This is a genomic window from Chitinophaga silvatica, assembly GCF_003419895.1.
Taxonomy (GTDB): domain Bacteria; phylum Bacteroidota; class Bacteroidia; order Chitinophagales; family Chitinophagaceae; genus Chitinophaga; species Chitinophaga silvatica.
This window is the reverse complement of sequence record NZ_QPMM01000002.1, coordinates 475,771-500,997: the sequence shown is the minus strand read 5'-3', so window position 1 is coordinate 500,997 and position 25,227 is coordinate 475,771. Positions and strand designations below refer to the sequence as shown.

27 protein-coding genes are annotated in these 25,227 nt (G+C 39.5%); 7 read left to right on the top strand and 20 right to left on the bottom strand.

Features of this window, described 5'->3' with window-relative positions; translation table 11 throughout:
* Positions 1 to 10: 10 nt before the first annotated feature.
* Positions 11 to 955 (bottom strand): hypothetical protein, encoded by a 945-nt coding sequence (locus DVR12_RS06380; protein WP_116974753.1) that lies wholly within the window; start codon positions 953 to 955, stop codon positions 11 to 13.
* A 133-nt stretch (positions 956 to 1,088) separates the two neighbouring features.
* Here DVR12_RS06380 and DVR12_RS06375 point away from each other — a divergent pair, with 133 nt between their 5' ends.
* From DVR12_RS06375 to DVR12_RS06365, 3 genes are read left to right on the top strand one after another with little or no spacing between them, the layout of a single operon-like run.
* Positions 1,089 to 1,748 carry a metal-dependent transcriptional regulator gene (locus DVR12_RS06375; RefSeq protein ID WP_116974751.1) on the top strand — a complete coding sequence of 220 codons (660 nt, stop codon included), beginning with the start codon at positions 1,089 to 1,091 and terminating at the stop codon, positions 1,746 to 1,748.
* Positions 1,749 to 1,756: 8 nt separating this feature from the next.
* Positions 1,757 to 3,619, top strand: coding sequence for an Nramp family divalent metal transporter (locus DVR12_RS06370; protein ID WP_199417055.1), 1,863 nt, complete (start codon positions 1,757 to 1,759; stop codon positions 3,617 to 3,619).
* Between the two features lie 9 nt (positions 3,620 to 3,628).
* The gene (locus DVR12_RS06365; protein WP_116974748.1) at positions 3,629 to 4,021 is read left to right on the top strand and encodes a thioesterase family protein; all 393 of its coding nucleotides are present in this window, start codon (positions 3,629 to 3,631) and stop codon (positions 4,019 to 4,021) included.
* Here DVR12_RS06365 and DVR12_RS06360 read toward each other — a convergent pair.
* The 5 genes from DVR12_RS06360 to DVR12_RS06340 all read right to left on the bottom strand — a co-directional run bounded on the left by DVR12_RS06360 (position 4,016) and on the right by DVR12_RS06340 (position 7,787).
* Positions 4,016 to 4,759 carry a LytR/AlgR family response regulator transcription factor gene (locus DVR12_RS06360; protein ID WP_116974746.1) on the bottom strand — a complete coding sequence of 248 codons (744 nt, stop codon included), beginning with the start codon at positions 4,757 to 4,759 and terminating at the stop codon, positions 4,016 to 4,018. The two genes, DVR12_RS06365 and DVR12_RS06360, sit on opposite strands and share 6 nt — an antisense overlap.
* Complete coding sequence (locus DVR12_RS06355; RefSeq protein ID WP_199417054.1) at positions 4,737 to 5,801, bottom strand: sensor histidine kinase; 1,065 nt, start codon at positions 5,799 to 5,801, stop codon at positions 4,737 to 4,739. Before DVR12_RS06355 ends, DVR12_RS06360 begins: the two co-directional genes overlap by 23 nt.
* Before the next feature lie 18 nt (positions 5,802 to 5,819).
* Entirely contained in the window at positions 5,820 to 6,173 is a 354-nt protein-coding gene (locus tag DVR12_RS06350) for a DUF4288 domain-containing protein (protein WP_116974744.1), read from the bottom strand.
* A 53-nt stretch (positions 6,174 to 6,226) separates the two neighbouring features.
* Entirely contained in the window at positions 6,227 to 7,000 is a 774-nt protein-coding gene (locus tag DVR12_RS06345) for a LiaF transmembrane domain-containing protein (protein ID WP_116974742.1), read from the bottom strand.
* A gap of 184 nt (positions 7,001 to 7,184) precedes the next feature.
* Positions 7,185 to 7,787: an SGNH/GDSL hydrolase family protein gene (locus tag DVR12_RS06340; protein WP_233522139.1), complete on the bottom strand. Its 603-nt coding sequence runs from the start codon at positions 7,785 to 7,787 to the stop codon at positions 7,185 to 7,187.
* A 165-nt stretch (positions 7,788 to 7,952) separates the two neighbouring features.
* Here DVR12_RS06340 and icd point away from each other — a divergent pair, with 165 nt between their 5' ends.
* On the top strand, positions 7,953 to 9,221 hold the full coding sequence (gene icd, locus DVR12_RS06335; protein WP_116974738.1) for an NADP-dependent isocitrate dehydrogenase: 1,269 nt from the start codon (positions 7,953 to 7,955) through the stop codon (positions 9,219 to 9,221).
* Between the two features lie 359 nt (positions 9,222 to 9,580).
* Entirely contained in the window at positions 9,581 to 10,813 is a 1,233-nt protein-coding gene (locus DVR12_RS06330; protein WP_116974737.1) for an NADP-dependent isocitrate dehydrogenase, read from the top strand.
* A 32-nt stretch (positions 10,814 to 10,845) separates the two neighbouring features.
* Here DVR12_RS06330 and DVR12_RS06325 read toward each other — a convergent pair whose 3' ends face one another.
* The 9 genes from DVR12_RS06325 to DVR12_RS06285 form a co-directional block, all read right to left on the bottom strand.
* Positions 10,846 to 11,085: a hypothetical protein gene (locus tag DVR12_RS06325; protein WP_116974735.1), complete on the bottom strand. Its 240-nt coding sequence runs from the start codon at positions 11,083 to 11,085 to the stop codon at positions 10,846 to 10,848.
* 2 nt (positions 11,086 to 11,087) lie between these two features.
* Positions 11,088 to 11,639 carry a hypothetical protein gene (locus DVR12_RS06320; RefSeq protein WP_116974733.1) on the bottom strand — a complete coding sequence of 184 codons (552 nt, stop codon included), beginning with the start codon at positions 11,637 to 11,639 and terminating at the stop codon, positions 11,088 to 11,090.
* 134 nt (positions 11,640 to 11,773) lie between these two features.
* Positions 11,774 to 13,444 carry a L,D-transpeptidase family protein gene (locus tag DVR12_RS06315; protein ID WP_147323419.1) on the bottom strand — a complete coding sequence of 557 codons (1,671 nt, stop codon included), beginning with the start codon at positions 13,442 to 13,444 and terminating at the stop codon, positions 11,774 to 11,776.
* Positions 13,445 to 13,711: 267 nt separating this feature from the next.
* Positions 13,712 to 14,284: an AraC family transcriptional regulator gene (locus tag DVR12_RS06310; protein WP_116974730.1), complete on the bottom strand. Its 573-nt coding sequence runs from the start codon at positions 14,282 to 14,284 to the stop codon at positions 13,712 to 13,714.
* A gap of 6 nt (positions 14,285 to 14,290) precedes the next feature.
* Positions 14,291 to 15,145 carry a hypothetical protein gene (locus DVR12_RS06305; protein WP_147323418.1) on the bottom strand — a complete coding sequence of 285 codons (855 nt, stop codon included), beginning with the start codon at positions 15,143 to 15,145 and terminating at the stop codon, positions 14,291 to 14,293.
* Positions 15,146 to 15,159: 14 nt separating this feature from the next.
* Positions 15,160 to 15,708, bottom strand: coding sequence for a heavy-metal-associated domain-containing protein (locus DVR12_RS06300; protein ID WP_158563216.1), 549 nt, complete (start codon positions 15,706 to 15,708; stop codon positions 15,160 to 15,162).
* An 83-nt stretch (positions 15,709 to 15,791) separates the two neighbouring features.
* Entirely contained in the window at positions 15,792 to 16,178 is a 387-nt protein-coding gene (locus DVR12_RS06295; RefSeq protein WP_116974725.1) for an HYC_CC_PP family protein, read from the bottom strand.
* Between the two features lie 37 nt (positions 16,179 to 16,215).
* Complete coding sequence (locus DVR12_RS06290) at positions 16,216 to 18,195, bottom strand: putative porin (protein ID WP_116974724.1); 1,980 nt, start codon at positions 18,193 to 18,195, stop codon at positions 16,216 to 16,218.
* Between the two features lie 19 nt (positions 18,196 to 18,214).
* On the bottom strand, positions 18,215 to 19,036 hold the full coding sequence (locus DVR12_RS06285) for a purine-nucleoside phosphorylase (RefSeq protein WP_116974722.1): 822 nt from the start codon (positions 19,034 to 19,036) through the stop codon (positions 18,215 to 18,217).
* Positions 19,037 to 19,162: 126 nt separating this feature from the next.
* Here DVR12_RS06285 and sucC point away from each other — a divergent pair, with 126 nt between their 5' ends.
* Positions 19,163 to 20,374 (top strand): ADP-forming succinate--CoA ligase subunit beta, encoded by a 1,212-nt coding sequence (gene sucC, locus DVR12_RS06280; protein WP_116974720.1) that lies wholly within the window; start codon positions 19,163 to 19,165, stop codon positions 20,372 to 20,374.
* Between the two features lie 206 nt (positions 20,375 to 20,580).
* Here sucC and DVR12_RS06275 read toward each other — a convergent pair whose 3' ends face one another.
* From DVR12_RS06275 to DVR12_RS06255, 5 genes are all read right to left on the bottom strand, one after another.
* Entirely contained in the window at positions 20,581 to 21,285 is a 705-nt protein-coding gene (locus DVR12_RS06275; RefSeq protein WP_116974718.1) for a hypothetical protein, read from the bottom strand.
* A gap of 63 nt (positions 21,286 to 21,348) precedes the next feature.
* Positions 21,349 to 22,368: a hypothetical protein gene (locus DVR12_RS06270; protein ID WP_116974716.1), complete on the bottom strand. Its 1,020-nt coding sequence runs from the start codon at positions 22,366 to 22,368 to the stop codon at positions 21,349 to 21,351.
* A 12-nt stretch (positions 22,369 to 22,380) separates the two neighbouring features.
* A complete protein-coding gene (locus DVR12_RS06265) occupies positions 22,381 to 23,124 on the bottom strand; it encodes a hypothetical protein (protein WP_116974714.1) in 744 nt (247 codons plus the stop codon).
* Between the two features lie 20 nt (positions 23,125 to 23,144).
* On the bottom strand, positions 23,145 to 23,933 hold the full coding sequence (locus DVR12_RS06260) for an HmuY family protein (protein WP_116974712.1): 789 nt from the start codon (positions 23,931 to 23,933) through the stop codon (positions 23,145 to 23,147).
* Between the two features lie 24 nt (positions 23,934 to 23,957).
* Positions 23,958 to 24,653 carry an HmuY family protein gene (locus DVR12_RS06255; protein ID WP_116974710.1) on the bottom strand — a complete coding sequence of 232 codons (696 nt, stop codon included), beginning with the start codon at positions 24,651 to 24,653 and terminating at the stop codon, positions 23,958 to 23,960.
* Between the two features lie 173 nt (positions 24,654 to 24,826).
* On the opposite strand from DVR12_RS06255, the gene DVR12_RS06250 reads away from it, so the two are divergent.
* Positions 24,827 to 25,156: an antibiotic biosynthesis monooxygenase family protein gene (locus tag DVR12_RS06250; RefSeq protein ID WP_116974709.1), complete on the top strand. Its 330-nt coding sequence runs from the start codon at positions 24,827 to 24,829 to the stop codon at positions 25,154 to 25,156.
* The last annotated feature ends 71 nt before the right edge of the window (positions 25,157 to 25,227 follow it).

Below are 25,227 nucleotides of genomic sequence, written 5' to 3'. Positions count from 1 at the left end.
CTTTTTACGTTTATGCTTTCTTTTTTTTCTTTTCTATTTTCTTTGCAAAACTACCTTCAAAGAAACACTTGATACCGCGATAAGCACCGCAACCTCCAATTTCCTTAATACTTACATGCGTTGATGAGAACTGAAAACTTAATCCGCATGCACTGCCTTTATCGTTATACTCTCCTTTGTTACCAGGCAGATATTCCCCTTTTCCACTCAACTCTCCTTTACAGTTTCCATTATCCTTTGAGAAGCTGATAAAGAATAAAAATGTTTTCCCATCATTACCATCTCTGATCGAAAGGATACTCATATCTCCTGCGGTATAATCGCCGGAAAACTTATGTTTACGCGGTAAAGTATCAATAGGATTAAAGATCTGGGCAGCCGTCGTAGGACCATTGGAGTTAGTCATAATCAGGGTAGTGCTTCCATCGGCATTCACCATATAGAAGTCTTCCTTCAACGCTGTTTTACCCCCTGCAACCTTTGTTTCACTACTTATTTTAATTACATTTTTTGCATCAAGGTTCAACGACATTATAACACCATCATCACTACCGGTATCGGCTACACGTAGTTTATTGAGATACTTCCCTTTTTTGTCAAGGAAGCACAAATAACCTTTAGCTTCCGATTTTGAGGTCGCTTTAACAGCGAAGTAGTCTACCAGATTTCCCTTTATTTTTTGAAGAGGGAAATATTTAACTCTCGTTCCTCTATCGAAATCACCCTTTGAAAGTGTATCGGTCAAAAAGCTAAGGCCTGCCGAATCGAGCGCCAGTGAATCGGCTGTTTTTAACAGCAAGGAATCTGGAGTAAGTCTATAAGGCAGGGTTCCCGGCGTAAACAATGCCTGGAAATCATCAAATGTCATTGGCTCGTTGTCCTGGCCTGTACCCTTCTTCGTTTTACAGGCTGCAAATACCCCGATAGTCAACAATACTAAAAAGAAACGCTTCATTAGAAAAATAAATTCTGGGCGAAAAGTTAGATATAATTTTTATATGTGAGGCATAAAAAAAACAAAAAACATACCGGATATTGAAAAGTTCAGTTTTATGATTTAGATTTGTCTAAATAATATTTTAGACAAAATGAACTTATCTATAGCGGAAGAAAACTATATTAAATCGATCTACAAGCTGCAGGAAGGTGATACTGTTGTCACAACCAATGCTTTAGCTTATGAGCTGGAAACCAAACCAGCTTCCGTAACAGATATGGCTAAGAAGCTGAAAGACAAAAAACTCATCGATTATGAAAAATATAAAGGCTTTACCCTATCTGCCGAGGGTAAAAAAATTGCCTTGCAAATCGTCAGACGCCACCGCCTTTGGGAGTGCTTTCTCGTAGATAAGCTCCATTTCTCCTGGGAAGAAGTACATGAACTGGCTGAAGAATTAGAGCATGTAAGAAGTGAAAAACTCACCAACAGACTAAGTGAATACCTCGGTAATCCACTGTTTGATCCACATGGCGATCCAATTCCCGACGCTAATGGGAAACTCACTAAACCACGACCGCAAACGTCTTTAGACCAGGCTACCGCCAAAAGAGTGGTGGTAACAGCCGTTACCGATCAATCTACCGCCCTGCTGGCATTTCTGAATGCTAAACATATCAAACTAAGCACCCAGCTGGAAATAGTTGAGCATTACGAATACGACAATTCAATCGAAATCAAAATAAAACAACAACCTTCTATTACAATCAGTGAACAGGTTGCAAAAAATATAATGGTTAGACCCGTCTGAATAGCATTATGGAACATCATTCATTAAGCGACGTACATCAAAGTGTGGATGTTAACGGAAAGTCGAAATGGAAAAGGATTTTCGCTTTTCTCGGTCCTGCTTATCTCGTTAGCGTCGGATACATGGACCCTGGCAACTGGGCTACAGATCTCGCAGGAGGAAGCCAGTATGGGTACAAATTACTCTGGGTACTACTCATGAGTAATCTCATGGCTCTCCTGCTGCAAAGCCTGAGCGCCCGCTTGGGTATAGTCAGAGGACGCGACCTAGCACAGGCCAACAGAGAAACTTATCCCCCTGCCGTCAACTTCATTTTATATATCCTTGCAGAAATAGCTATTGCCGCCACAGACCTTGCCGAAGTACTGGGAATGGCTATAGGCCTCCAATTGCTGACAGGTTTGCCTTTAATCTGGGGCGTTAGCCTGACTATTCTTGATACCTTCCTGTTGCTCTTCCTGCAACAATATGGCATCCGAAAAATGGAAGCATTTATAATTGCCCTGGTTGCCATTGTAGGTACTTCTTTCCTGATAGAATTACTATTGGTTAAACCTGAAATGAGTGAGGTAGTACAAGGATTTATTCCTACTATTCCAGATAATAATGCGCTTTATATCGCCATCGGAATTATTGGAGCCACAGTAATGCCACACAACTTATACCTGCATTCTGCCCTGGTTCAGACCCGAAAGATTAAAAAAGATAGTAAAGGTATTCGTCAGGCTATCAAAATGAATTTTATAGACAGTACGATTGCTTTAAATCTGGCTTTTCTGGTAAACGCTGCAATATTAATTCTTGCAGCTGCTGCCTTTTATAAAACAGGAAGAACCGATATAGCTGAAATTCAGGATGCACACCAATTGCTGGATAAACTACTTGGAACCAAGCTGGCTCCCATCCTGTTTGCAGTAGCATTAATCGCAGCAGGACAAAGTTCTACCGTTACAGGAACTTTAGCCGGCCAAATAGTAATGGAAGGATATTTACGCCTTCGCATTAATCCCTGGTTGAGAAGAATAATAACCCGCCTGCTGGCAATCGTTCCGGCCCTACTTACCATCCTTATCTTTGGCGACAATGAAGTTGGAGCCCTACTGGTATTCAGTCAGGTATTATTAAGCCTCCAATTGGGTTTCGCTATCATTCCGCTTATCCATTTCGTAAGTGATAAAAAATTGATGGGCGAATTTGTGATCAGCAACACAACCAAAGTAATAAGTTGGATTGTTACTGCTTTATTGGTGTATCTTAACTTAAGAATGGTTTTTACAGAAGCATTCGATTATATGTCCGGTACCGGAAATATGGCTATTGATACCCTGGTCATCCTGGGATGCCTGGGATTTGTGATATTACTGGCTATCACAATACTCTATCCTTTGCGCCAGCGTTACCGTGAAGATGCTGCCGCTGGTATCCATAAAACACAAGTATCGCTGGGCGATATGGAAACTCCTGTCTACAACCGGATTGCCATGGCACTCGACTTTACAGCCAAAGACCGCGACATCATCACTAACGCCATTGCACACGGAAACGAACATACTGAATATATACTCATACATATAGTTGAAAGTGCCTCTGCCAAATACTCCGGCAAAGAGTCCGACGATTTGGAAACAAGAAAAGACCAGGAACAACTGGATACCTACATTACCTTACTCAAAAGCAGAGGTATTCATGCAAAAGGAGTACTGGGATTCCGTAGAAGAGCTAAGGAAATTGCCAGAATAGTTAAAGAAGAAAATGCCGATTTCCTGGTATTAGGAGCACATGGACATAAAGGATTTAAAGATTGGTTATATGGTGAAACTGCCAACCAGGTAAGACATCACGTAAACATCCCTGTATTATTGGTACAATAATTCTAAATCATGCAACACTTATTCGGGATTGGAGATCAGCAAATGTTTTGCAGAGAAGTGAGGAAGGAAGATTGTGCAGCTTTTGATACCGGAGAAGTACATCCGGTGTATGCCACCTTTGCACTGGCAAGGGATGCAGAATGGTGTTGCAGATTATTTGTACTTAAAATGAAAGATAATACCGAAGAAGGAATTGGAACTCATCTGAGTATCGATCACCTGGCTCCCGCAGTATTAGGGAGCCAGGTGAATTTTGTTGCTACAATAACAGCAATTGTTAACCATACCATTACTTGCAGCTTTATTGCTACCTGTGGCGAACGATTGATCGCAAAGGGAACACAGGTTCAAAAAATTCTTAAGAAAGAAAAACTCTCCAGACTCTTTACACAGCAATCATAAACCTAATGCTGCCTTCAGCTTGGGATAGCCTGTTTTACTTACCAGAACTTTTGCTCCACTACGTAAAATGGCAAGATGATTCTCTTTTTCATATGGCTCTATACGCGTTACCTGGGTAACATTCAGAATATAAGATCTATGCACTCTTGTAAATTGTGCCGGATCTAAAGTTTTCTCAAAAAACGCCATTGTCTTATTCTTCAGAAAACTCCCTTCTGCCGTTATTACCTTCACATAATCATCAGCTGCTTCCAGGTAATGAATATCAGGAACCGGAATAATTTTAATCTTACCATTAAAGCGAATAACAACCCTGTTATTTTGTACAGGATTAGCTCCTGCAGCTTCCAGCAAAGAGCTGGTATCCGGCATTTCCGCTGGTTTATGAAAATGATCCAGCCACTTCTGTACAGCTTTATCGAACCTATCGCTTCCAAATGGTTTCAACAGATAATCCACTGCATTCACTTCAAAAGCCCTTATAGCATGTTCTTCAAAAGCAGTGGTAAATATTACCGCAGGTAATTTTTCTACCAGTTCCAACATTTCAAATCCTGTGATCTTAGGCATTTGGATATCGAGAAAAATAAGATCAGGCTGATGTTGCTGAATTGCTTTCAATCCCTCAAATCCGTCGTTGCACTCCTGTACAACCTGGATTTGAGGAAAATTGAGCAAGTACTCTTTTACTATTTCCCTGGCTAATGGTTCATCGTCAATTATTACTGCTTTTATCATTGGTTTGTGGTACTTTAATGATGGTAGTAAATATGCCATTTGCTGACTTCGTCTCTAACAAATCCTGGCGGGCAAACAACAGATAAAGGCGGCGCTGGATGGAACTAAGTCCGAAACCTGTTCCTTTATTGGGAAGCGATGATTCGCTGTCGAATGGATTTTCGATTGAAATATATAATAACTGCCCTTCTAACCACGAACGAATACTGATTACGATTTCTCCTGTTGTATCGTATAACCCGAATTTGATTGCATTTTCCACAACAGGTTGTAGCAACATCGGAGGCATTAACAATTTCTGTGTCGATTCCTCACGCACTACATTGGTAGACAAGCGATGGCCGAACCTGACCTTTTCTATATCCAAATACAATTGCAGGTATTTCAGCTCCTCTTCAAGCGTGATCCAGTGGTCATCCTCCTGCTTCAACGATCCTCTTAAAAAATCCGAGAGTTTCAATACCATTTCTCTGGCTTCTTTAGGCCGAAGCATGATTAATGCATTGATTGAATTTAAACTGTTGAACAGAAAATGCGGTTGCAGTTGTTGTCTTAATTTAAATAACTCTGCGTCCTTTACAATCTTTTGAGTATCTTCTTTTCTTTTCTGATCCTTTTGCTGATCAACTGCGTCGTACCACATCTGACTTCTGAAACCGGTTCCTGAGATGGTCATCCAGCCAACAAAAGCATGGATTGGGATGGCATTATTCAACCAGTTGAGATATTCACTATTTTCCGGGTAAGTAGTCACTAAAATCCATCTGCTCAAACATACCCATAAAATTGCCAATGCAAAACTTAACAACCCAACATATCCAAATTTCATTGCATCGGCAGAAGGGCGATAGTAAGCAACGTTGTGGGAGATAATAACACCAGCAGCTCCCAATAAAATTACATGAACAGAGCTATCGGTCAGAGATAACATCAGCGGCATGCCAAACCAATAGTAGAGCAAAGCCCAGTATAGTATCATCCATACTACAAAGCTGGTGGTGAAAACCCAAAGAACGTTTCCTTTTAGAATGCTTTTCGACAAAACAGCAGATTTTAGAATTTATACATTCAGCTCAAAATATTGCTGACCCTGCAACTGTGCAGATTTCATCTGTAACCAGGCAATATAGGAATTTGGATCTCCCGGTTCTTCAATCCTGGAATAAAGCTCCATACCATCGGTCAATTGGTCGAGGGTATAAATTTCCGGAACATTGATGAACTTCCATTGTACAAGTTCCTGTTGTTGGTTTTTGAAAGCATATTGCTCCTGCATACCAATTTCACGAGCCTTATCCCAGGCATCTTTCTTAGTAACAGCGCTGATCAATCTTAATTGTTCATCGAATTGCGGAGTATGAGCGCCATTTCCGCAAATAATCTGATATACTACTTTCGCAACGAACCAATGCATAACTTAAGAATTTAAAAAGTTGGAAGAAAACGGTTATTTTTTGGGGCCTTTGATCAGGCGTAGCTTTTAATTTCTACACCTCCCATTACACAGTCGCCTTTCAATACCAATGTTTTTTCACCACCCTGACCTACAGGAGAGAGAAATTCGAGCGGACGCTTATCTTCTATACCTCCCATAATGGTCGACATTTCTACTTTGATTTTCCAATTGGAGGGAACAATTATTTCGCAACCACCCATTACTACTGATATATCCAATATTGCGACTTCATTAATATCAGACTTCATAAAGTTCAGTTCTACTCCACCAAAAATGGAAGAAATCTGACCGCCTTTGAAACTCCTGGAAGTTATAGTTCTGCTTACACTTCCGAAAACTGCTGAGACATTTAGTATGTCATCTGAAGATAAGGATGAAGTATCCCCCTGTGAATAGGAAGACGGATCATCTGATATAAAATTGGATGATTTATATCTTTTTTTCGAGTGATCACAATTTTTTGAAACAAGTATGGAAACCCCAATGCCTATTAATACTACGGGCCATATGAACTTAGCGCTGTTATATGGCCATCCATATATATCACCCATTAAAAAAATGCCTCCTACGACTACCATCGGGATCCAACCTCCAGGTCTGAAATTATGTTTGAATCCAACAACCAGTCCAACTGCTATTACAATCATCTGCCAGGAGAATAGCCAATATGGCAGATCCAGCTCCATTTTCTTTAGCAGCAGGGCAGTACCAATAATAATCAGGATTATCCCCCCGATATGACGGCCTTTTCTTCTCTCCCTGATTATATCTTCAGTATTTTTCATTTTAGTGCTTTGTGTTGTGTTTTATGTTGATGTTTGGTTTGATGATACAAATGTAGAAAGCACTTTAGAAGAGTAAAAGGGGGTTTAGGTCAAAAAAGTAGCATTACCGGTAAAAAGCAGGAATTTGCCGGTGAAAATTATTGAGCGGGGTTATGTTTAATTTTCACCGGCTTATTAATAGTAGTTATAAAGATTGAAGTAGTAACGGAGCCAATGCTTTAGCCCAGCGCTGGTAGTCTTTCCCAGAAGGGTGTAGGCCATCTTCAGCTACCAGAGAGAGATCAGAGATTGCTTCTCTCGTAAACCCGGTAATATCGAGGTATCCGACTCCATATTGAGTGCTGACCTCTTTGTTTACAGCATTAAACGCGTCTATTTCCGTTGCGATCTGCTGCTGATCTCTGTCTTTAGCAAAAGGCGTAACACCCCAATCAGGAATAGAAAGCACAACAACAGCCTCTTTTCTGTTTCCGGCAAATTCTATTGCCTGATTTAGCAAGGCTGTGAATTCGCGCCTGTATTCGTCTGATGACCGGCCTCTATATTGGTTATTTACTCCAATCAGCAAGGTTACCAGGTTATATGGAGGATGTAGTGTAGCAGCTTTTATTCCCTGAGTTAGCTCGTCGGTTGTCCACCCGGTTACAGCAATAATTTGTGGCTCTGTAATATTGATACCATCTTTTCTTAATATGTTGGCTGTTAATACAGGGAATGAACAAGAAGCTGGTACAGCTTCTCCAATAGTATAGCTATCGCCCAATGCGAGGTAAGTAACTGGATTCATAGATTTTGTTGTAGAAAATGCGAGGCAAAATAATATTATTCTTAACATAACCAAAAAATGATATATAGTATGAGAATTTGCATTTTATTGACGGGTGAATAACCTGAAAAGCGTTACCTTTGCGCTCGATTACAACAATTACGTAACGCATAAAGAAACCGTTTTATGCCGGCAGAAAAAATAACGATGAACAACGGCCTGTTACAGGTCCCTGCACAACCCATCATCCCATTTATAGAAGGCGACGGAATAGGTCCGGACATTTGGAGAGCCAGTGTCAGAGTTTTCGACGCAGCTGTTGAAAAAGCCTATGGTGGTGATAGGAAAATTGAATGGAAAGAAGTACTGGCTGGTGAAAAAGCTTTCCAGCAAACAGGCGAATGGCTTCCAAAAGAAACATTGGATGCTTTAAAGGAATATCTGGTATCCATTAAAGGACCATTATCTACACCTGTTGGTGGAGGTATCCGTTCCTTGAACGTTGCAATGCGCCAGGAGCTGGATCTTTACGCCTGCGTTAGACCAGTACGTTGGTTCAATAAAGTACCTTCTCCTGTGAAACATCCGGAGAAAGTTGACATGGTTATTTTCCGTGAAAACACAGAAGACATCTATGCCGGCATCGAATATATGACAGGTACCCCGGAAGCAAAAAAACTGCTCGATTTTCTGCAAAATGAAATGGGAGTTAAAAAAATCCGCTTCCCGGAAACATCTTCTCTGGGTATCAAACCTGTATCTATTGAAGGAACTGAAAGACTTGTACGTGCAGCCATCTTATACGCTCTCGAACATAAACGCCCATCTGTAAGCCTTGTTCATAAAGGTAACATCATGAAATTCACTGAAGGTGGTTTCAAAAACTGGGGATATGCTTTAGCAGAGAGAGAATTTGGTGATAAGGTTTATACCTGGGAACACTGGGAAAGAACCAAGAAGGAATTAGGCGAAGAAGAAGCTAATAAAGAGCTGAAAGTTGAGCTGGCTAAAGGAAAACTGCTGATCAACGATGTAATCGCCGATAACTTCTTACAACAAATTCTGCTGGCACCACAGGATTATTCAGTTATTGCAACGCTTAACCTGAATGGTGACTATATTTCTGACGCATTGGCTGCTGCTGTAGGTGGTATTGGTATTGCTCCTGGAGCAAATATCAATTACGTGACCGGTCATGCTGTTTTTGAAGCTACACACGGTACAGCGCCTCGCTTCGCTAATACCAATACCATGAACCCATCTTCCGTTATCCTTAGCGGTGTTATGATGCTGGAATACATGGGATGGAAAGAAGCTGCCAAAATAATTATTGATAGCCTTAGTACTGCTATCATGCGCAAACGCGTAACCATCGACTTCTACAAACTGATGGACGACGCTACACTGGTTAAAACCAGTGAATTTGCAGATGAGATCATCAAACAAATGCACTAAACCCGCGTTGCGGGTTTTTTCTCGCAAAGGGGCATAAGATTTAATATTAAGGGGCATAAGATTTTTTAATATTTTTTAAGGATCGAAACGAGTAATATAAGAGCTTTTAATTGGTTTTATTCTTAGTTAAATACCACTTGAAGGTTTTTATAAAATCGCTTTGATCCTTAAAAAATCCTAAAAAATCTTATGCCCCTTAATATTAAATCTTATGCCCCTTTGCGAGAAAAAAGCGAGCCCGCGAGCTAATTTTTTTGTTTTTATCATAGCTATTCGTATTTTTCGGGATTATCCCGTAACGGGATTCGCTTGAATAAGTGTGTGAATAGCTTTTAATCTAATTTTTTAAAAAACCCGAAATGGCAGAAAAAATTAAAGTTGCTAATCCGGTAGTTGAACTGGACGGAGATGAGATGACACGGATCATCTGGAAATTTATTAAGGATAAACTGATACTTCCATACCTGGATGTTGAAATTAAATATTATGACCTGGGCATGGAGCATCGCGATGCCACCAACGACCAGGTTACTATCGATGCAGCCAATGCAATCAAAGAAGTGGGTGTAGGTATCAAATGTGCTACCATCACTCCGGATGAAGCCCGCGTAAAAGAGTTCAACCTGAAACAAATGTGGAAGTCACCAAATGGTACTATCCGCAATATCCTGGATGGTACTGTTTTCCGTGAGCCAATCGTAATGAAAAATGTTCCAAGATTAGTTCCTAACTGGACAGCTCCAATTTGTATTGGTCGTCATGCTTTTGGTGATCAGTATCGTGCTACCGATTTTATAACTAAAGGAAAAGGTAAACTCACTATTAAGTTTGAAGGCGAAAATGGTGAAGTAAGCGAATTTGAAGTTTATAACTTCAAAGGTGATGGCGTTGCACTGGCAATGTATAACACCGACGAATCTATCAAAGGATTTGCACGTGCATGTTTCAACCAGGCTTTGATGAAGAAATGGCCGCTTTACCTGAGCACCAAAAATACCATCCTGAAAAAATATGATGGCCGCTTCAAAGATATCTTCGAAGAGATCTATCAAAATGAATTCAAAACTGCTTTCGATGCTGAAGGCTTAACATATGAGCACCGTCTGATCGATGACATGGTTGCCAGCGCTCTGAAATGGCATGGTAACTTCGTTTGGGCATGTAAAAACTACGATGGCGACGTACAATCTGATACCGTTGCACAAGGTTTTGGCTCACTCGGTTTAATGACTTCTACTCTCATCACTCCTGATGGTAAAACAATGGAAGCTGAAGCCGCTCACGGTACTGTAACTCGTCACTTCCGTGATCACCAGGCTGGCCGCCCTACTTCTACCAACCCAATCGCTTCTATCTTCGCATGGACTCGTGGTTTGGAATTCCGCGGAAAACTGGATAATAACCAACAACTGATTCACTTCTGTAACGCACTCGAACAAGTTTGTATCGAAACCGTTGAAAGTGGTAAAATGACTAAAGATTTAGCCGTTTGTATCCATGGTAATAAAGTAGAACATGGTAAACACTACCTCTACACTGAAGAATTCCTGGAAGCTATCGATACTAATCTGAAAGCTAAACTGAGTAAATAAGGTTTACTTTATATAAAAAGGAAAGAGAAGATTTATTTCCCTTCTCTTTCCTTTTCTTTTTCCTTTTCTTTTTCCTTTTCTCTTTGCATTGCCAGAAATGCTTCCGGATACTTAGGTGGTGTTGATATTATCTTGCTGGAACCTTCCCAAACAATATCTGGATAACAAATAATAACTAGTGAATTATCAACTCCCGGATAATTCGGGGGCTCGTCCTTAAACTTTACAGGTCTGAAAATAAAAGACTCAATTTTATCCAAAAACTTAAACATAATTAATTCTTTTTTTGAATAGGAAAGTTAGAGAATTTCTTAGTCTCAACTTCTCTTGAAACCTGTGCATTTTGTTCATTTTTTATGATATGGAATATTAAGCAAACTATAAAAGGCACAGCCGATAGCAATCCTAATCTCAATGCTCTTATATAAAAGGAACTTTTCCTCAGGTAAATTAACCTGTTTACTTCCAATGAAAACTCTAATTCAGAGATATAAGATATCTGTAAAATTATATCCAACACTTCTTCACTACCCACCATTTGTTCATACTTCAAACGAATGTTTTTATAATACACACTCGGAACTGTAAGATACCCGACTGCATATGGTATAATCAATCTAATAGCATAGTAAACTGAGGAAGCGAAAAGCAACCAAAAGACAATAAAAGACCCTATCATGAAAGAATTTAAAATCTCTCTCTTGAAAATATCCTGGCAAACAGGAATCAGAAAAATACCAATTGCTGAATAAATGATTACTAAGTCAGTAAATCTTTGAAGTACAAATTGATAAGCTGAGATATATTCTGCTATTTCTCTTCTCATTAATCTCAATAATATAATCAAGATTGCAAAATGATTTTTGGTTCATAAGATTGCAGGTTTAACAAACAAAAAAATTATAACGTTTAAGCATAAACGTTAAGTGGTTAACAAACAATCTCAATTTAAAGAAAATCTTAGAACCTCATCAACTTCCTCAAAACTTTATCTTCTCCATAAATATCATCATAGAAAACAAGATTACCATTTTGCCCTTCTGCAGTAAAATAACGAAGGTAAATAGGAATATGTCGAGGTAAATCTACCTGCCGTTTCTCCTCTCTTGCCAACCAGACTTTTATACTGTCGGACTTATGAGAAGTTGTATCCGCTTTTACCAGGTATTGAGCCAGGCTATCCCACTGTTGCACTCTCACACAACCATGGCTCATTGCCCGCATAGAGTTTTTAAACAATCCTCTGTTATTGGTATCGTGTAAATAAACACTGTATTTATTGCGGAAATTGAATTTCATAATACCCAGGGAATTGTCTAAACCATCCATCTGGCGCAATACGTAAGGGAAATTGCCTTTAGCTAATTTCTGCCAGTTTATCGTTAACGGATCAACGGTATTACCATCCTTATCTATTACTTCCAGATTTTTAGACGCCAGATAATGTACATCCTTTTTAATGGCCGGCAACATTTCTTTAAACACAATGCTGTAAGGCACTCTCCAATAAGGATACATCATAAAGTTGGTCATATATGAATTCAGCACCGGAGTACGGGTACGTGGAGTTCCTACAATCACTCTCGATTCCATTGCTATTTTCCCACTATCAATCACCCTTAATGTGTAACCCGGCAGATTTACCATTATATAAGTCGATGGTAAGGTATCTGGCAACTTGCGCCATCTGTCGAGATTAACGCCTGCCTGCATAACCCAGTCGTGCATCGAACGGTTCAATGCCATCACAGTTCTTCTACCGGCAACACCATCCGGGTAAATATTAAATTCTTTCTGAAAGGCTTTAACTCCTGTTTTAAGCGCAACTGTATCTGTTCTACCGCCAGTAGTATCGAGGTGGCCGGATTGTACCAGTCGATTTATCACCAGCTGTCGGAATGCTACTGTATCCGTATAATTTAGTGGCAATGTATCCCAATGCAGCTCCTGATATTTGGCTTTAAATGACTGAATTCCTTCTTTTAAAGCTAAATACCCGACATGTGTAGGTTCCAGTGAATGTAGCTGAGAAATCACATTCTGGTTTTCCAGTGCCGACTGTAACTGCTCAACCAGTTGTGTATCGGTAAATAATGAGTCTTTTTTCAGTGAGATAGAATCACGTGGTGCTACCCCAAAACGCAGATCTGACGACATTCTCATGAATGCATCAGTCATTAACACATCAATTTTGGCCCAGAGAGCAGCATCCTTTTTGGCATTGGCATCCTGGCTGATCTGATTCCATGCATTGGTGAGTGTGGCACTATGATATTGGGTAGATAACAGCCCAACATCCTCGGCATGTTGAATCAGATAAAGCATAGAATCGACCATCGGACTTGCCTTTCCATTTTTAGACCAGTGGCTTACGGGCTTATCTTCACCATAAAAGGCAGCAATAGCCGGGGCACTGAAAGCATGTATGCTATCTTCCAGCTCTCCTTCATTATCTTTTAAAGCCGATAATCTCTCAGTAATACTTTCGGAAATAACCTCATCTAATTGCTTGATGTTGGCTACAATCTGTTTTTGTTTTGGGGCGGTATGCTTCTTCTTATTGACACAGGCTAACATAAAGCACAATCCTGATCCGCATAACAAAGTGATAATTAAAAATTTGTTCTTCATCTGCAGTAAATCGCTGGCGTAAAGATAGTTTTTTCCCTGAAAATAGCGTACCAGGTATTTTAACCGATACAACTATGATGGCATCTTTTAGTCGGGAATTAATTTTTACAACAGTCTTTTACAAAAAACGACTGTATAAACTTCCATAAACCTGTTAATAATTTTTTCATGTTCCATAAATTTAAAAAAAGAGGCCACGGTATTCAGCAGCCTCCTTTTTTACACTAAAACTAAAACAACTAATTTTTATATTTTCCCTGATAGTTATTACAATTTATCTATTGATATACGCTCAGGGGCTTTCAATTGTTTAAATTTACTTGGAGTAAGCCCAGTTACTTTTTTAAACTGTGCTGATAAATGCGCTACACTACTATATCCTAATTTATAACTTATTTCACTCAAACTCAGCTCATTATATACCAACAATTCCTTTACCTTTTCAATTTTCTGCTGTATAATAAATTGTTCTATAGTAGTGCCCTCCAATTCTGAAAAAAGATTGCTCAAATAATGGTAATCCTTAAGCAACTTTCCTGCCAGTAGTGAAGAAAAGTTTTCTTTCATATCGTCTAATTCCGAATGATGAACCTTATCTATAACTATACTCTTAATACTGGCAACTATTTGCTGCTTTTTATCATCGATTAAAGAAAATCCTTCTTTTTCCAAAGCTTCAGACAATTGCTGTAACTGATCTGCATCGGGTGTACCTCCAACAACTGCCTTACCCAATTCGATTGATTTTAAATTAAAATGTTGCGCTTCCAATACACTACTCACCACTTTAATGCAACGTGGGCAAACCATATTTTTTATGTACAGATTTGTTTCAGTCATCTTCCGCTACTTTTTAATATTAAAAATATTATGCTCAAACCTTATCAAAAAAGAATTGAACGTATTTCTTGGCATATTCCCTGCCATCTGAGTCCGGTACGATAAATCCAACCGGGTGGTACTGTTGAATATCAATTGCAATGCCGGAGCTATATCCAGGTACGAGCCTCTTGCCACGTTATCTGTATTGGTTTTACCCAATAACTCTACATAGAGGTTCAGATTGGTTTGCTGAAAACTTTTATACTTTACCGGTAATACCAGCAAACCCGCAGATAAGCTGTAATTAATGGCATTCTTCGGAAAATCTTCAGGAACATTATCTTTTATATTATTCATATAACGAGTATATCCCAAAGTAGAAGATAATGCTAGTTTATGTAGTAACTGAGTAGCTATTATCCCTCCGTTAACACCGCTATTGCTTCCTTCCAGATCCAGATCCTTATTGGAATATGGGCGTCTGGCCCCCTGTTCCATAACCGGATAAAAAGGATTATCGATCAGTGATCCTCTTACATATGCTGCCATCCGGAAATGTGCATGTGGCTGATCATTTGACAGGAAACGATATTTTGCGTAAACGCTTCCTCCTTCGGCTCTGAATGAAGGTTGCATCATATTCGATGCATAACCGGTAAGATGTAGCATCAGTTTCTTATTAACGCCCCACATCACTTCAGGCTCCAGGCGAATCCCTGTTTCTCCCGAATGCTCCATATTAAAGATCTTATTGCCTAATCTGATCCCGAGCGAATTGGCTGGCATATTGCTTGCCGGCTCTGTATTTACATATAGTTCCTGTGCTGTTACAACTTTCCCTATGGCCATTAGCATAGCCACTATTAAAATTCTCTTCATACCAATAACTTAGCTTAAATGGTGACGTGATAAATCCGGTTAGCGGCTTTTGCGCCTTCTGGTTTGCAACAATCACCCATTTTTCCTGTCTGGTAGCAAGACATTGTTGTAGTTGTACTGAATTTTTTGAATTGTTTATTGGAGACAAAATCTTTGTCGATAACTGTTAACTGCTTTTCTCCATTTAATGTTTGAGGCTTAACATCCATGAAGTGAAGAGTGCTTCCTGCGAAGGATACATGCTCATCATTCTTTACATTCAAGCCTTCGAAATTAGCTGTCATTACCAATTTAGCCACTGAAAACCCCGCATCTTCCACTTTATTTTTGATGGCATCAATGCTCACCGGAACATCGGGTTTGAAAGACAAAACGAAAGAAGTATTGTCAAGATCTGTGTCTATTTTATCTACAAAAGGCAATGATGCCAATGCTTCGAATGTGGCTTTCTGACACATGGCACAGGTAAGGCCGGAAGCTTGTAAACTAGCTTTTTTGAATTGTTGGGCATTTGCTGCAAAAGAGATACCTATTGCAAGAATTATAAGAGATAAGAATTTCATGATTATTGATTTGATACCTAAATAAATATGTAATACATAATGGCATAACAATGCCATTCAACAACTGATTAAGGTTGCTGGTATCAAATCCTAAATGTGCAATTGCGAATAATAAGCGAAGAAGCGCCTATATCTGGTGGGGCGTGTTGCGCATCAGATAAAGCCACCAGGCTTTGAATTGATGGAACAGGTAAGATTTTTACAGGTAGTTGTAAATCTATCGGTGCAGAGAAAACTTGTTGGGCAACCTTTGCGGCCTGATGTGATGAAGTGAGTTTACAAAACTTCACTTCATCTTTACAACAATCCATGCCTTTCGCCGGCTTTTTGCATTTATTGCATAAGTCAACCGGCTTGCTTTGTAAATCAACTGCTGCCAGTTTTCCCATACAATAATGCACATTCACTGCAACCCCGCCCGTGAGCGTGATATACAGTGAAGCAAGTAATATGGCGAAAAATCGTTTCATGATGATTTACAAAAATACTAAAAAAAGTGGTTCAACCTTAATTAATGAACCACCACCGCAGCCCAAGTCTGAATGCAAAGTTGTTTTCAGGATATAAAGGAGCAGCAAAGTTATTTGTACTTATGAAGGTATTCAGATTTTCTGCCCTAACATAGGCTGTGAAGGATTTAATCCTAAAGTTCGCAAATGCAGCAATATCTGGTAAATTATTGGTTATTTTCTGGTTTTGCTGATAGATAAACTGTCCTAATAAAGGAGAATAATCATCGGCAAAATACCCTGTATTATATCTTAATTCCAGACCTGTAAACAGGTTTAGGTTCTTATATATAGTTTTCTCGAATCCGATTCTGTTTCTTGTCCATAAAGCTGGTACATTAAGAGGAGCGTTACCATGAATCTGTTGAAATGCCAGATCAAGATACCAGCTGAAAGCATTGGCACTGAACTTCTTACTTAGTATTACCTGCAGGAGGTTAAACAGGGAATTGGATTGGGCACTATGAAAATAATCACGGAAATAGGTGTAATTAGTAAACAGATAATAGTTTACAGATAAATTGTATTTTAATTTTGTATTATCTGTAGCAAACTGTAATAAAGTGATATTTTCTTTGGCCAGGCTGGTATTATACCAGGCATCTCTATTACTGTTAAAATATTTATAAACGTAGTTTGGTTCTCTATTTACGTTAATGGCCGACAATCTGACATCTCCCAGTAAATCATTGATATGTCGTTTTAACATACCGGAAACGCTATAATCTCCTATATTTTGTCCAACTACATAAAATTCACCTTTGGCGGAGAAATCCCATTTCTGGTTCCGGGTTTTATTCCGGTATTCTCCATGTAAAGCCAGGTTACCAAAGTTTACACTTGCATCCAGGAATGTACCATTCAGGGATTCGAACCGGGCCCCTACATTGATAAAGTGGCCGAGGTTGCCTCGCACGGGAAACTGAATGAGTGATAAATCATTGGAAATCATTCTCCATACATGCTGGGCACGAACAGTATCTCCTGGTTGGAAATTGTAATGGTTTACATAGAAGGCGGTATCCGGTGTATTATCTATAAACCCATAGTTCCCATTTTCGAGGTTGAATGTATACTGTATTCTGAAAACCGGATCATACTTATAATAATCCGTTGTATCGTTTACATGAATAGTATCGCCATGGCCAAAGTCGTACTGTTGTTGAATGAGGAAACCGGTTTGTTTATAGGTCGATTTGGTAGGAATAACGCTGTTGAAGAGTGAATAGGTTTGAGAAGCGCTGTTACCAATATTAACCGGAATGGTTTTCCGTTGTTTAAAGTTCGAATTATCCAGGAAAGTATCGCTTCTGATACCGCCATTTTCTCCTCCATTAATTTTATTAAAGTAGAAGCTCATGTAGGTATTGGCGCGTTTATTCTTAGTTTGATACCTGCTGGTGATTCTATAAAAATCGTGGCTGGTATTCTGAGAACGGAAATAACCCTGTGTATTTATTTTTCTATAATCGAAAGCAAAGTTGAAACGTTCGGTACGATTCTGAGTATGACTTACCCCAATAACCTGTTCCTGTTTACTTCCTACCAGATATTGCAATTCGGTATAAGGCCTGTTGGTATAATAGAATTTAGCATCCTTATGAGTGTTCATATACACATCATATGCATGAAAACCGGCATCAAATCCGGGTTTTAAGATAGGAGTATAAATAGTATTATATGCAGGATTACCTATACTTCCCAATAAAGTATAGTTAGATGGTACTTTCTGATAATTAGTCTGAAAGTCGTTAATCGAGGAATCTATTCTGTATGAAGTTGGCTCACCGAGTAGTTTATACGTAATTGTTAAAGTATCCGGTTCGTGTTCGTGTTTGGAAGTATCGCGCTGCATTTTGCTGCTGCCGCCACCGCCCATACCGCCGCCCATATTGCCAAAACGGCCCGAATTAAATTGGGCTTTTAATTGATTCCCACAAAAAAACAGCAGCGCTGTAAAAATGAAAAATTGCCTCATCCGAAAGTAACAAAAGCGTTTATAGTTGCCGGATTAATTCTCTAAAGATAAGTGTTAGCTTTGGTTCTGCGTCTTTCGCTGCTGCCAGTACTTCTTCATGTGTAATTACGTTTTCCTCCTCACGGATACCGATATCGGTAATAACGCTCATGGCAAATACTTTCAATCCGGCATGCACAGCTACTATCACTTCAGGAACAGTACTCATTCCAACAGCATCACCACCTATGATATGCATATAGCGATATTCTGCTCTTGTTTCAAAGGTTGGTCCCTGCACCCCAACATAGACACCACTGTGCAAATGTATGTTATTCGCCTTTGCAATTTCAAAGGCAGAAAGAATTAACGTTTTTGTATAAGGTTCGCTCATATCCGGGAACCTTGGACCCAGGTTTTCATCGTTTTTACCTCTCAGCGGATGTTCAGGTTGCAGGTTAATATGGTCTTTAATAACCATTAAATCACCCACCTTAAAGCCGGAATTCATTCCACCTGCGGCGTTTGAGATAAAAAGAGTATGGATTCCCAGTGCTTTCATCACTCTTACAGGAAAAGTAACCTGCTGCATGGAAAATCCTTCATAAAAGTGAAATCTTCCAGCCATTGCAACTACCGGCTTGCCCTGCATATACCCCAAAATCAGTTGGCCGGAGTGGCCTTCCACTGTAGAAACAGGAAAATGTGGAATATCGCTGTATGGTATAGCAATAGGTTGCTCAATATCTGCCGCCAAATTACCCAGTCCACTACCTAAAATAATACCAGCTACGGGTTTTTCATTCCAAAACTTCCTGATATACTCCTCCGCTGCCGCAATGTTTGCTGTTAATTCACTCATTAGTTTATGCTATTAAATAAGATCGGAACAAATTTATGCCCGTGCAAAGTTATTTTTTAATTCACAAATGAATGCAGTTTTATATTTAAAACATAATGACCTATTTTAGCGGCAAATTTTATTCCGATGAACTTACACGAGTACCAGGCTAAAGAACTGTTGAAAAAATATAATGTACCGGTACAGGAAGGTATTCCGGTGGATACTCCTGAAGCGGCTGCGGAAGCTTATAAGCAGCTTAAAGTACAATTTGGTAATGAATTTGCCGTTGTAAAGGCCCAAATCCATGCCGGAGGACGCGGTAAAGGTAAAATCCGTGGTACTGAGCAAAGAGGTGTGGCTGTAGGAAAAAATGCTGAAGAAATTAAAACCATTGCTGGAAATATCCTGGGCGGCACTCTGGTGACCATCCAAACCGGCGAAGCTGGTAAATTGGTAAACAAGGTGTTAGTAGCACAAGATGTTTACTATCCTGGCGCAAATCCGGTAAAAGAATTCTACCTGTCTATTCTGTTAGACCGCGCTAAAGCCGAAAACGTTATCATGTACTCTACCGAAGGTGGTATGGATATCGAAGAGGTAGCACATTCTACTCCTGAAAAAATCTTTAAAGAATGGGTTAAGCCTAATATGACCCTTCAACCTTTTCAGGCACGCAACATCGCTTTCAACTTAGGTTTGAGCGGCGAAGCTTTCAAAAACATGGTAAAATTCGTTACCAATCTCTATAATGCATATGTAGGTCTGGATTGCAGTATGTTGGAAATCAACCCACTGTTCAAAACCAGCGACGATAAAATCATTGCAGTTGATGCAAAAGTAAACCTGGATGATAACGCCTTAATGCGTCATCCTGATCTGGAAGCATTACGCGATATTTCTGAAGAAGATCCTACAGAAGTAGAAGCCAGCAAATACAACCTCAACTTCGTTAAATTAGATGGTAACGTAGGTTGTATGGTAAATGGTGCTGGTTTGGCCATGGCAACTATGGACATGATTAAATTAAGCGGTGGCGAACCTGCTAACTTCCTGGATGTTGGTGGTACTGCAAACGCTCAAACCGTAGAAGCAGGCTTCCGTATCATTCTGAAAGATCCTAAAGTAAAAGCGATCCTTATCAATATCTTTGGTGGTATCGTACGTTGCGACAGGGTTGCTCAGGGTGTAATCGATGCTTACAAATCTATCGGCAACATCAACGTTCCAATCATTGTACGTCTGCAAGGTACTAACGCTGCTGAAGCTAAAGCGCTCATCGAACAAAGCGGTCTGAAAGTACAATCTGCTATCCTCCTCAGCGAAGCTGCTGACCTGGTAAATAAAGCAGTTGCTTAATTACAAATAACATAATTCTCTATAAAAAATAGGCTGGATCATTTGATTCAGCCTATTTTATTTTTATCAATATACTTTTCTTATTGATTTCTAACTACTTCTATCATCTATCTACAATATCAAAATTAAAATCACAATCTAAATATCAAGGGCTGACCAATTCTTGGCCAGCCCTGTTTATAATAATGTTACAGCAGCATCGATAATTACAAAGCCTTATAACGGAAGTGGTAATATGGGAAAGGTCCACCTACTACCTGATTTTGATAGATAGAAATAATTTCGAATGCTATCAAAGTACTTCCTGTTTTAAACAACAGGGTACGATTACTAACCGGTATAACAGTATGCCCTAAGCTCCAGTTATAGGTATACCATCCTTTGCCATTGGCTAAAGCCAAAACTGCAGGAGGTACACCGGTACCGGTTACACTATTCATACCTATAGTGTTGGCTACCGGTACCTGCGCCGTAGCCCAGTTGGATGCAGTTACACTTGCAAAAGCTATATCTACATACCTTAAGGTATCTGTGCTGGCAGCGGAAATATCTCCCGTTGCAACACCCGAAAACTTAATATTATAACTGGTAATAGTTCCGGCATCATTGTCTGAAAAACGCCAGAAGAAAGTACCGGCAGCAGGTTGCCCGGTATCTGAAACATATGTTTGTCTGAAATTCTCTACACGGTAAACGCTACCATCCCGGTAAACTTTACCCTGTCCATTATTGTTTGTGATATTTGCACTTCCTCCGTCCGGCACCGTAATACTTGCATGGGCAGTACCACTAAGAGGTTGAAGAGTTGGCGCAGTCACATTCTGATCCTTTGAGCAAGATGCCAGGAACAGGAACCCTGCTCCTGCCAGCATCCAAGTTAACTTACTAAAGTTTCTGGTTATTTTGGTCATAACAAATAGGGGGATTGAAAAAAGTGAACTAATACATAGTTTACTGCTGTAACAAGTTTATATCTAATCTGTAATTGTGATCTTTGCAGATCCGTTTACATTTACATAATTCTTTGTTGGATTCAAATGATTCCAGCTTCTGAAGAAATCACTGGTTCTGAGCTGAATAAACATTCCGTGTTCATCATAGCCATCAAGTTGATAAGTACCTAAAGGAAAATCTGCAGGTACCTGATACGTAGTAGTAGTACCCGTAGAACTTACTGCTTTAAATGAACCGATATCATGAATTTGCCAGGTAGCTGTATAACCCCAGATATAGGCATCCTGCATACCAATAAAGCCTGTTCCCTTGAAAACGATATTCCCGCCTCTTTTAACCGTAACATCTGTATTCAAAGCATCTGCTTTCGGATAATTAACCACCGGATAAAGAATACCCACAATAGCCGTACTGGTTGTAAAAACTGATTGGCCACTACTAAACTTCAGTTTATACCCTCCTTCACTTAAGCTGATATTCTGAGGTACCGTTATATCAGCAAAACGAATACCTCCTCTTTCATTAAAGGCTAAAACCAATTCCACTTCCTTGTCATTATTATCTACCAGGAATACTTTTGTTTTTGCAACATCCTCGATAAGAAATTTTACATCTCTGTTAGTATTTATAGAAAAAGTGCCGCCTTTTTCAACAGCGTAGGTGGCATTTTCATTAATCTGAATACCAGGTTGATTGATCACCAGTTTGAGAAAGTAATCTTTCGTTTTTCCCTCCTGTGATTTCACTGTGTATTTAGTACCTGTTGCCAGTGCCACACCTGTTCCGGAAGCCGGAGTAAGTGTTGCATTTTCTGATACTTTAACTACAGGCGATACGGTTTCAGGAAGTACTATGTATGCAGGCCAGTAAACAATGATACTGTCTCCGCTCAACGCTGCACTTATTGTATTACCACTTGTTGTAATAGCGAAGCTTTCAATTTTATTATATGGAGAATTAGCATATTCTGTTTCTTTCTTACAGGAGATGATCAATGCCACCAATAAGCTTAAATATATAAATCGGTTTATCCGGTTCATGCTTAATAATTATTACTTGTTAAGAAGATTTATTCGAATAGAATTTTGTGTAGTAGCCACTTTCGCGTATGAATAAATTCTTACCTTATATAAGCCTGTAGCAGGTAAAGTAGCCAAAATAGCACTCGACATATTTTTATATTGAGTGATGCTGAAAGAAAGAGTAGTGAGATCTGTTGTATTAAACTGGCTAATATCCAGCGGACCATATTCTTTATTTTGTTCATCAACCAATACAACCTTTATCATATCGAGATTGGAAGCGAAACCAGCGCCATTTAACGTGAAGCTGAAACTATCGAAGAATGCCTTCATGTCTATATTATAGGTAACCGGATTTGCAGGATCTGTTGTTATTTCCTTAACCGTCAGATCTGGTTGTTGCACCTGAATATGTAGTGTATATCCTTTTACATTACCGGCCTTTCCTTTTACATTGTATTTTATCGTTCTGCCATTGCGGAAAAAATCCAGCAGATCTTCAATCATAGTACCAGATGCGGGGGTAATGGTGGCACCGTCACTTACCTTAAGTTCGGGTTCCAATATTGTCAGCTGTAAATAAAAGGGCAGATATATAGTTACAGAACTATCTGCCTGGTTGATTGCTCCATAAATCGGAGTTCCCTGAACATTCACAATTTTATATTCCAGCAGCTGGTTGTCTGCTTCCGGAGTGAATGGAATGGTTTCTGTTTTGGTGCAGGCCGAAAATATCAGTAATACGGCTGCAAGTCTTTGGTAAATTTTTTTCATAATGGTGCTGTCAGGCAGGATTATTGAATGTCTAAGTTTTTACTACCATCCATCTGAATGGCGTAACGGAATGTTACATATCCGGGCTTATTATCCCTGTTCGGATTTTCCGGATTGTCTTTGTATATATTTTCTATAATAACTTTCGCATAATGTCCCTTAACTGTTTTTACGATGATTACTCTCGGTAACGCATACACGACATGAGTTTTCTTAGGATCGCCTGGAAACAGCGACCCATAGAAGTCGTAGTATCCCCAACCATCGAAGTTGTTTTGAAAGTGATCCAGTCCTGCATCTCTTACAACCATTTTCTCATCGGTAACCGGAACTGTTTTTACTGCATTGAATGCAGTGTTCCATAATTCCCTTGGAATGGGAAGGCTAATAGGTTTGAAGTTGGTTACATCATAATACTGGGCATCGAACTGCCGGTCTGTTACAACGTAAATCCTGGCGGTACCGGGGCCACCATAACCCGGAGATCCAACAGCAGCGCCATTATTAGGATATACACTACTGTTATAAATACCATAGAAAACTATATCCCATTTGTTGGTTTGTTTTAGCGAAGCAGGAACTACTTTGTTTTCTTCAAGATTATAATAGAGTTCTACTGCGTTACCTGCAGATGTTGCATTAGTATCTGCTACCAGGTTTACAACCTTGTATATGCCTGTTTTTACAGTAGTGGAGGTTTCTCCGGGATCTATTATTTCATTTTTGTTGTCATTCTTCGAGCATGCCACGATTGAGCAGGCGATAAACAGCATGGCGGTAACTGTTCGCCAGGAAAGATGCGAAATCATAATGAATAGAATTTCAAATAATGTTTACCTGTTTTTAAGATTTCTGCTACCGTCGGTTTGTACATAGTAGCGGAAAGTCAGGTAAGGCGCCGGCCAGAAAAGATCTGTTACCACCGGCGGATTACCTTTATAGATATTTAGCAGTTCCAGTTTTGCGTAGTTTCCTGTAGCAGTTTTCAATACATAAGTACGGTTTCTAACAGGCACGCATATATGATTATTGAGGGAATAGAAAAACCAACCCAGGCCATTGCCGTTATCCCAACCCACACCAGCCAAACCATTGTTTTCAAATTCAGTGTCGGCCGGTGCTGAAGTCACCTGGTCAAAAGGTTTGTCTACAATTACAAGATTACCAACACCCGGCCCCTGATAACCAGGAGTACCTGCAATGCCTCCATTATTCACCACTACAAATGAATTGTACTCCTTTGAAAAAGCAATATCCCATTCTGCATTTTTCAGATATTTTGCCGAATCAGCTGCATTACGAATTACATGCGTTTCTTTAGTTTTAAAACTAAAGGTGATCGTATAAAACTGACGTTGATCCTTTCCGTCTACCCCTTCTCCCATTGATGCTGCTGTATCTGCAGGCAAATCAAAAATCATCACGGCAGCATCTTTTGGATCAACAATCTCCTTATCTTTACCCGAACAGGAAACCATCAACGAAATAGTTACTAAAGGAATCGCTATCTTTAATAAATGCTTAATCATAAGAATATTTGGATGTCGCAAAGGTCAATATTCCTATTGACCATAACCGGAGAAAAAGCAACCACCGAAGGAAAAACTGCAATTTTCCGTTTATGGTAAACTTAATTCCCAAATAGGCAAATGACAGTAACATGACAATAGTACTTTTGAGGTATCAAAAAAAGTAAACTATCATGAACAAGCATTTTGTAGCTATCAATTACATACAATGTAACAGCGACTACACCGAAAGATTTGAACAATTATTCAGTTCAAGAGCTCATGCTATCGATACCATGCCAGGTTTTGTGAATATGCATGTTTTACGTCCGGCAAAACCAGGAGATGATTATCTGATAGTGAGCTATTGGGAGCATGAACAAGCATTTAAAGATTGGACCAAATCTGAGGCCTTTATTGCAGGACATAAACGTGGATTTGAAGATCTTGCAAAAGCAAAGGCTGAAGGAAAACCGGCTCCAATGCATAGCGATTTCAAAGTTTATCAGATAATAAGCGAATAATGGAAACATCCCGACAACAAAAGATAATTCTATGGCTTAAACGTGTGGGCTTCTGGGGATTTATGTTCTTC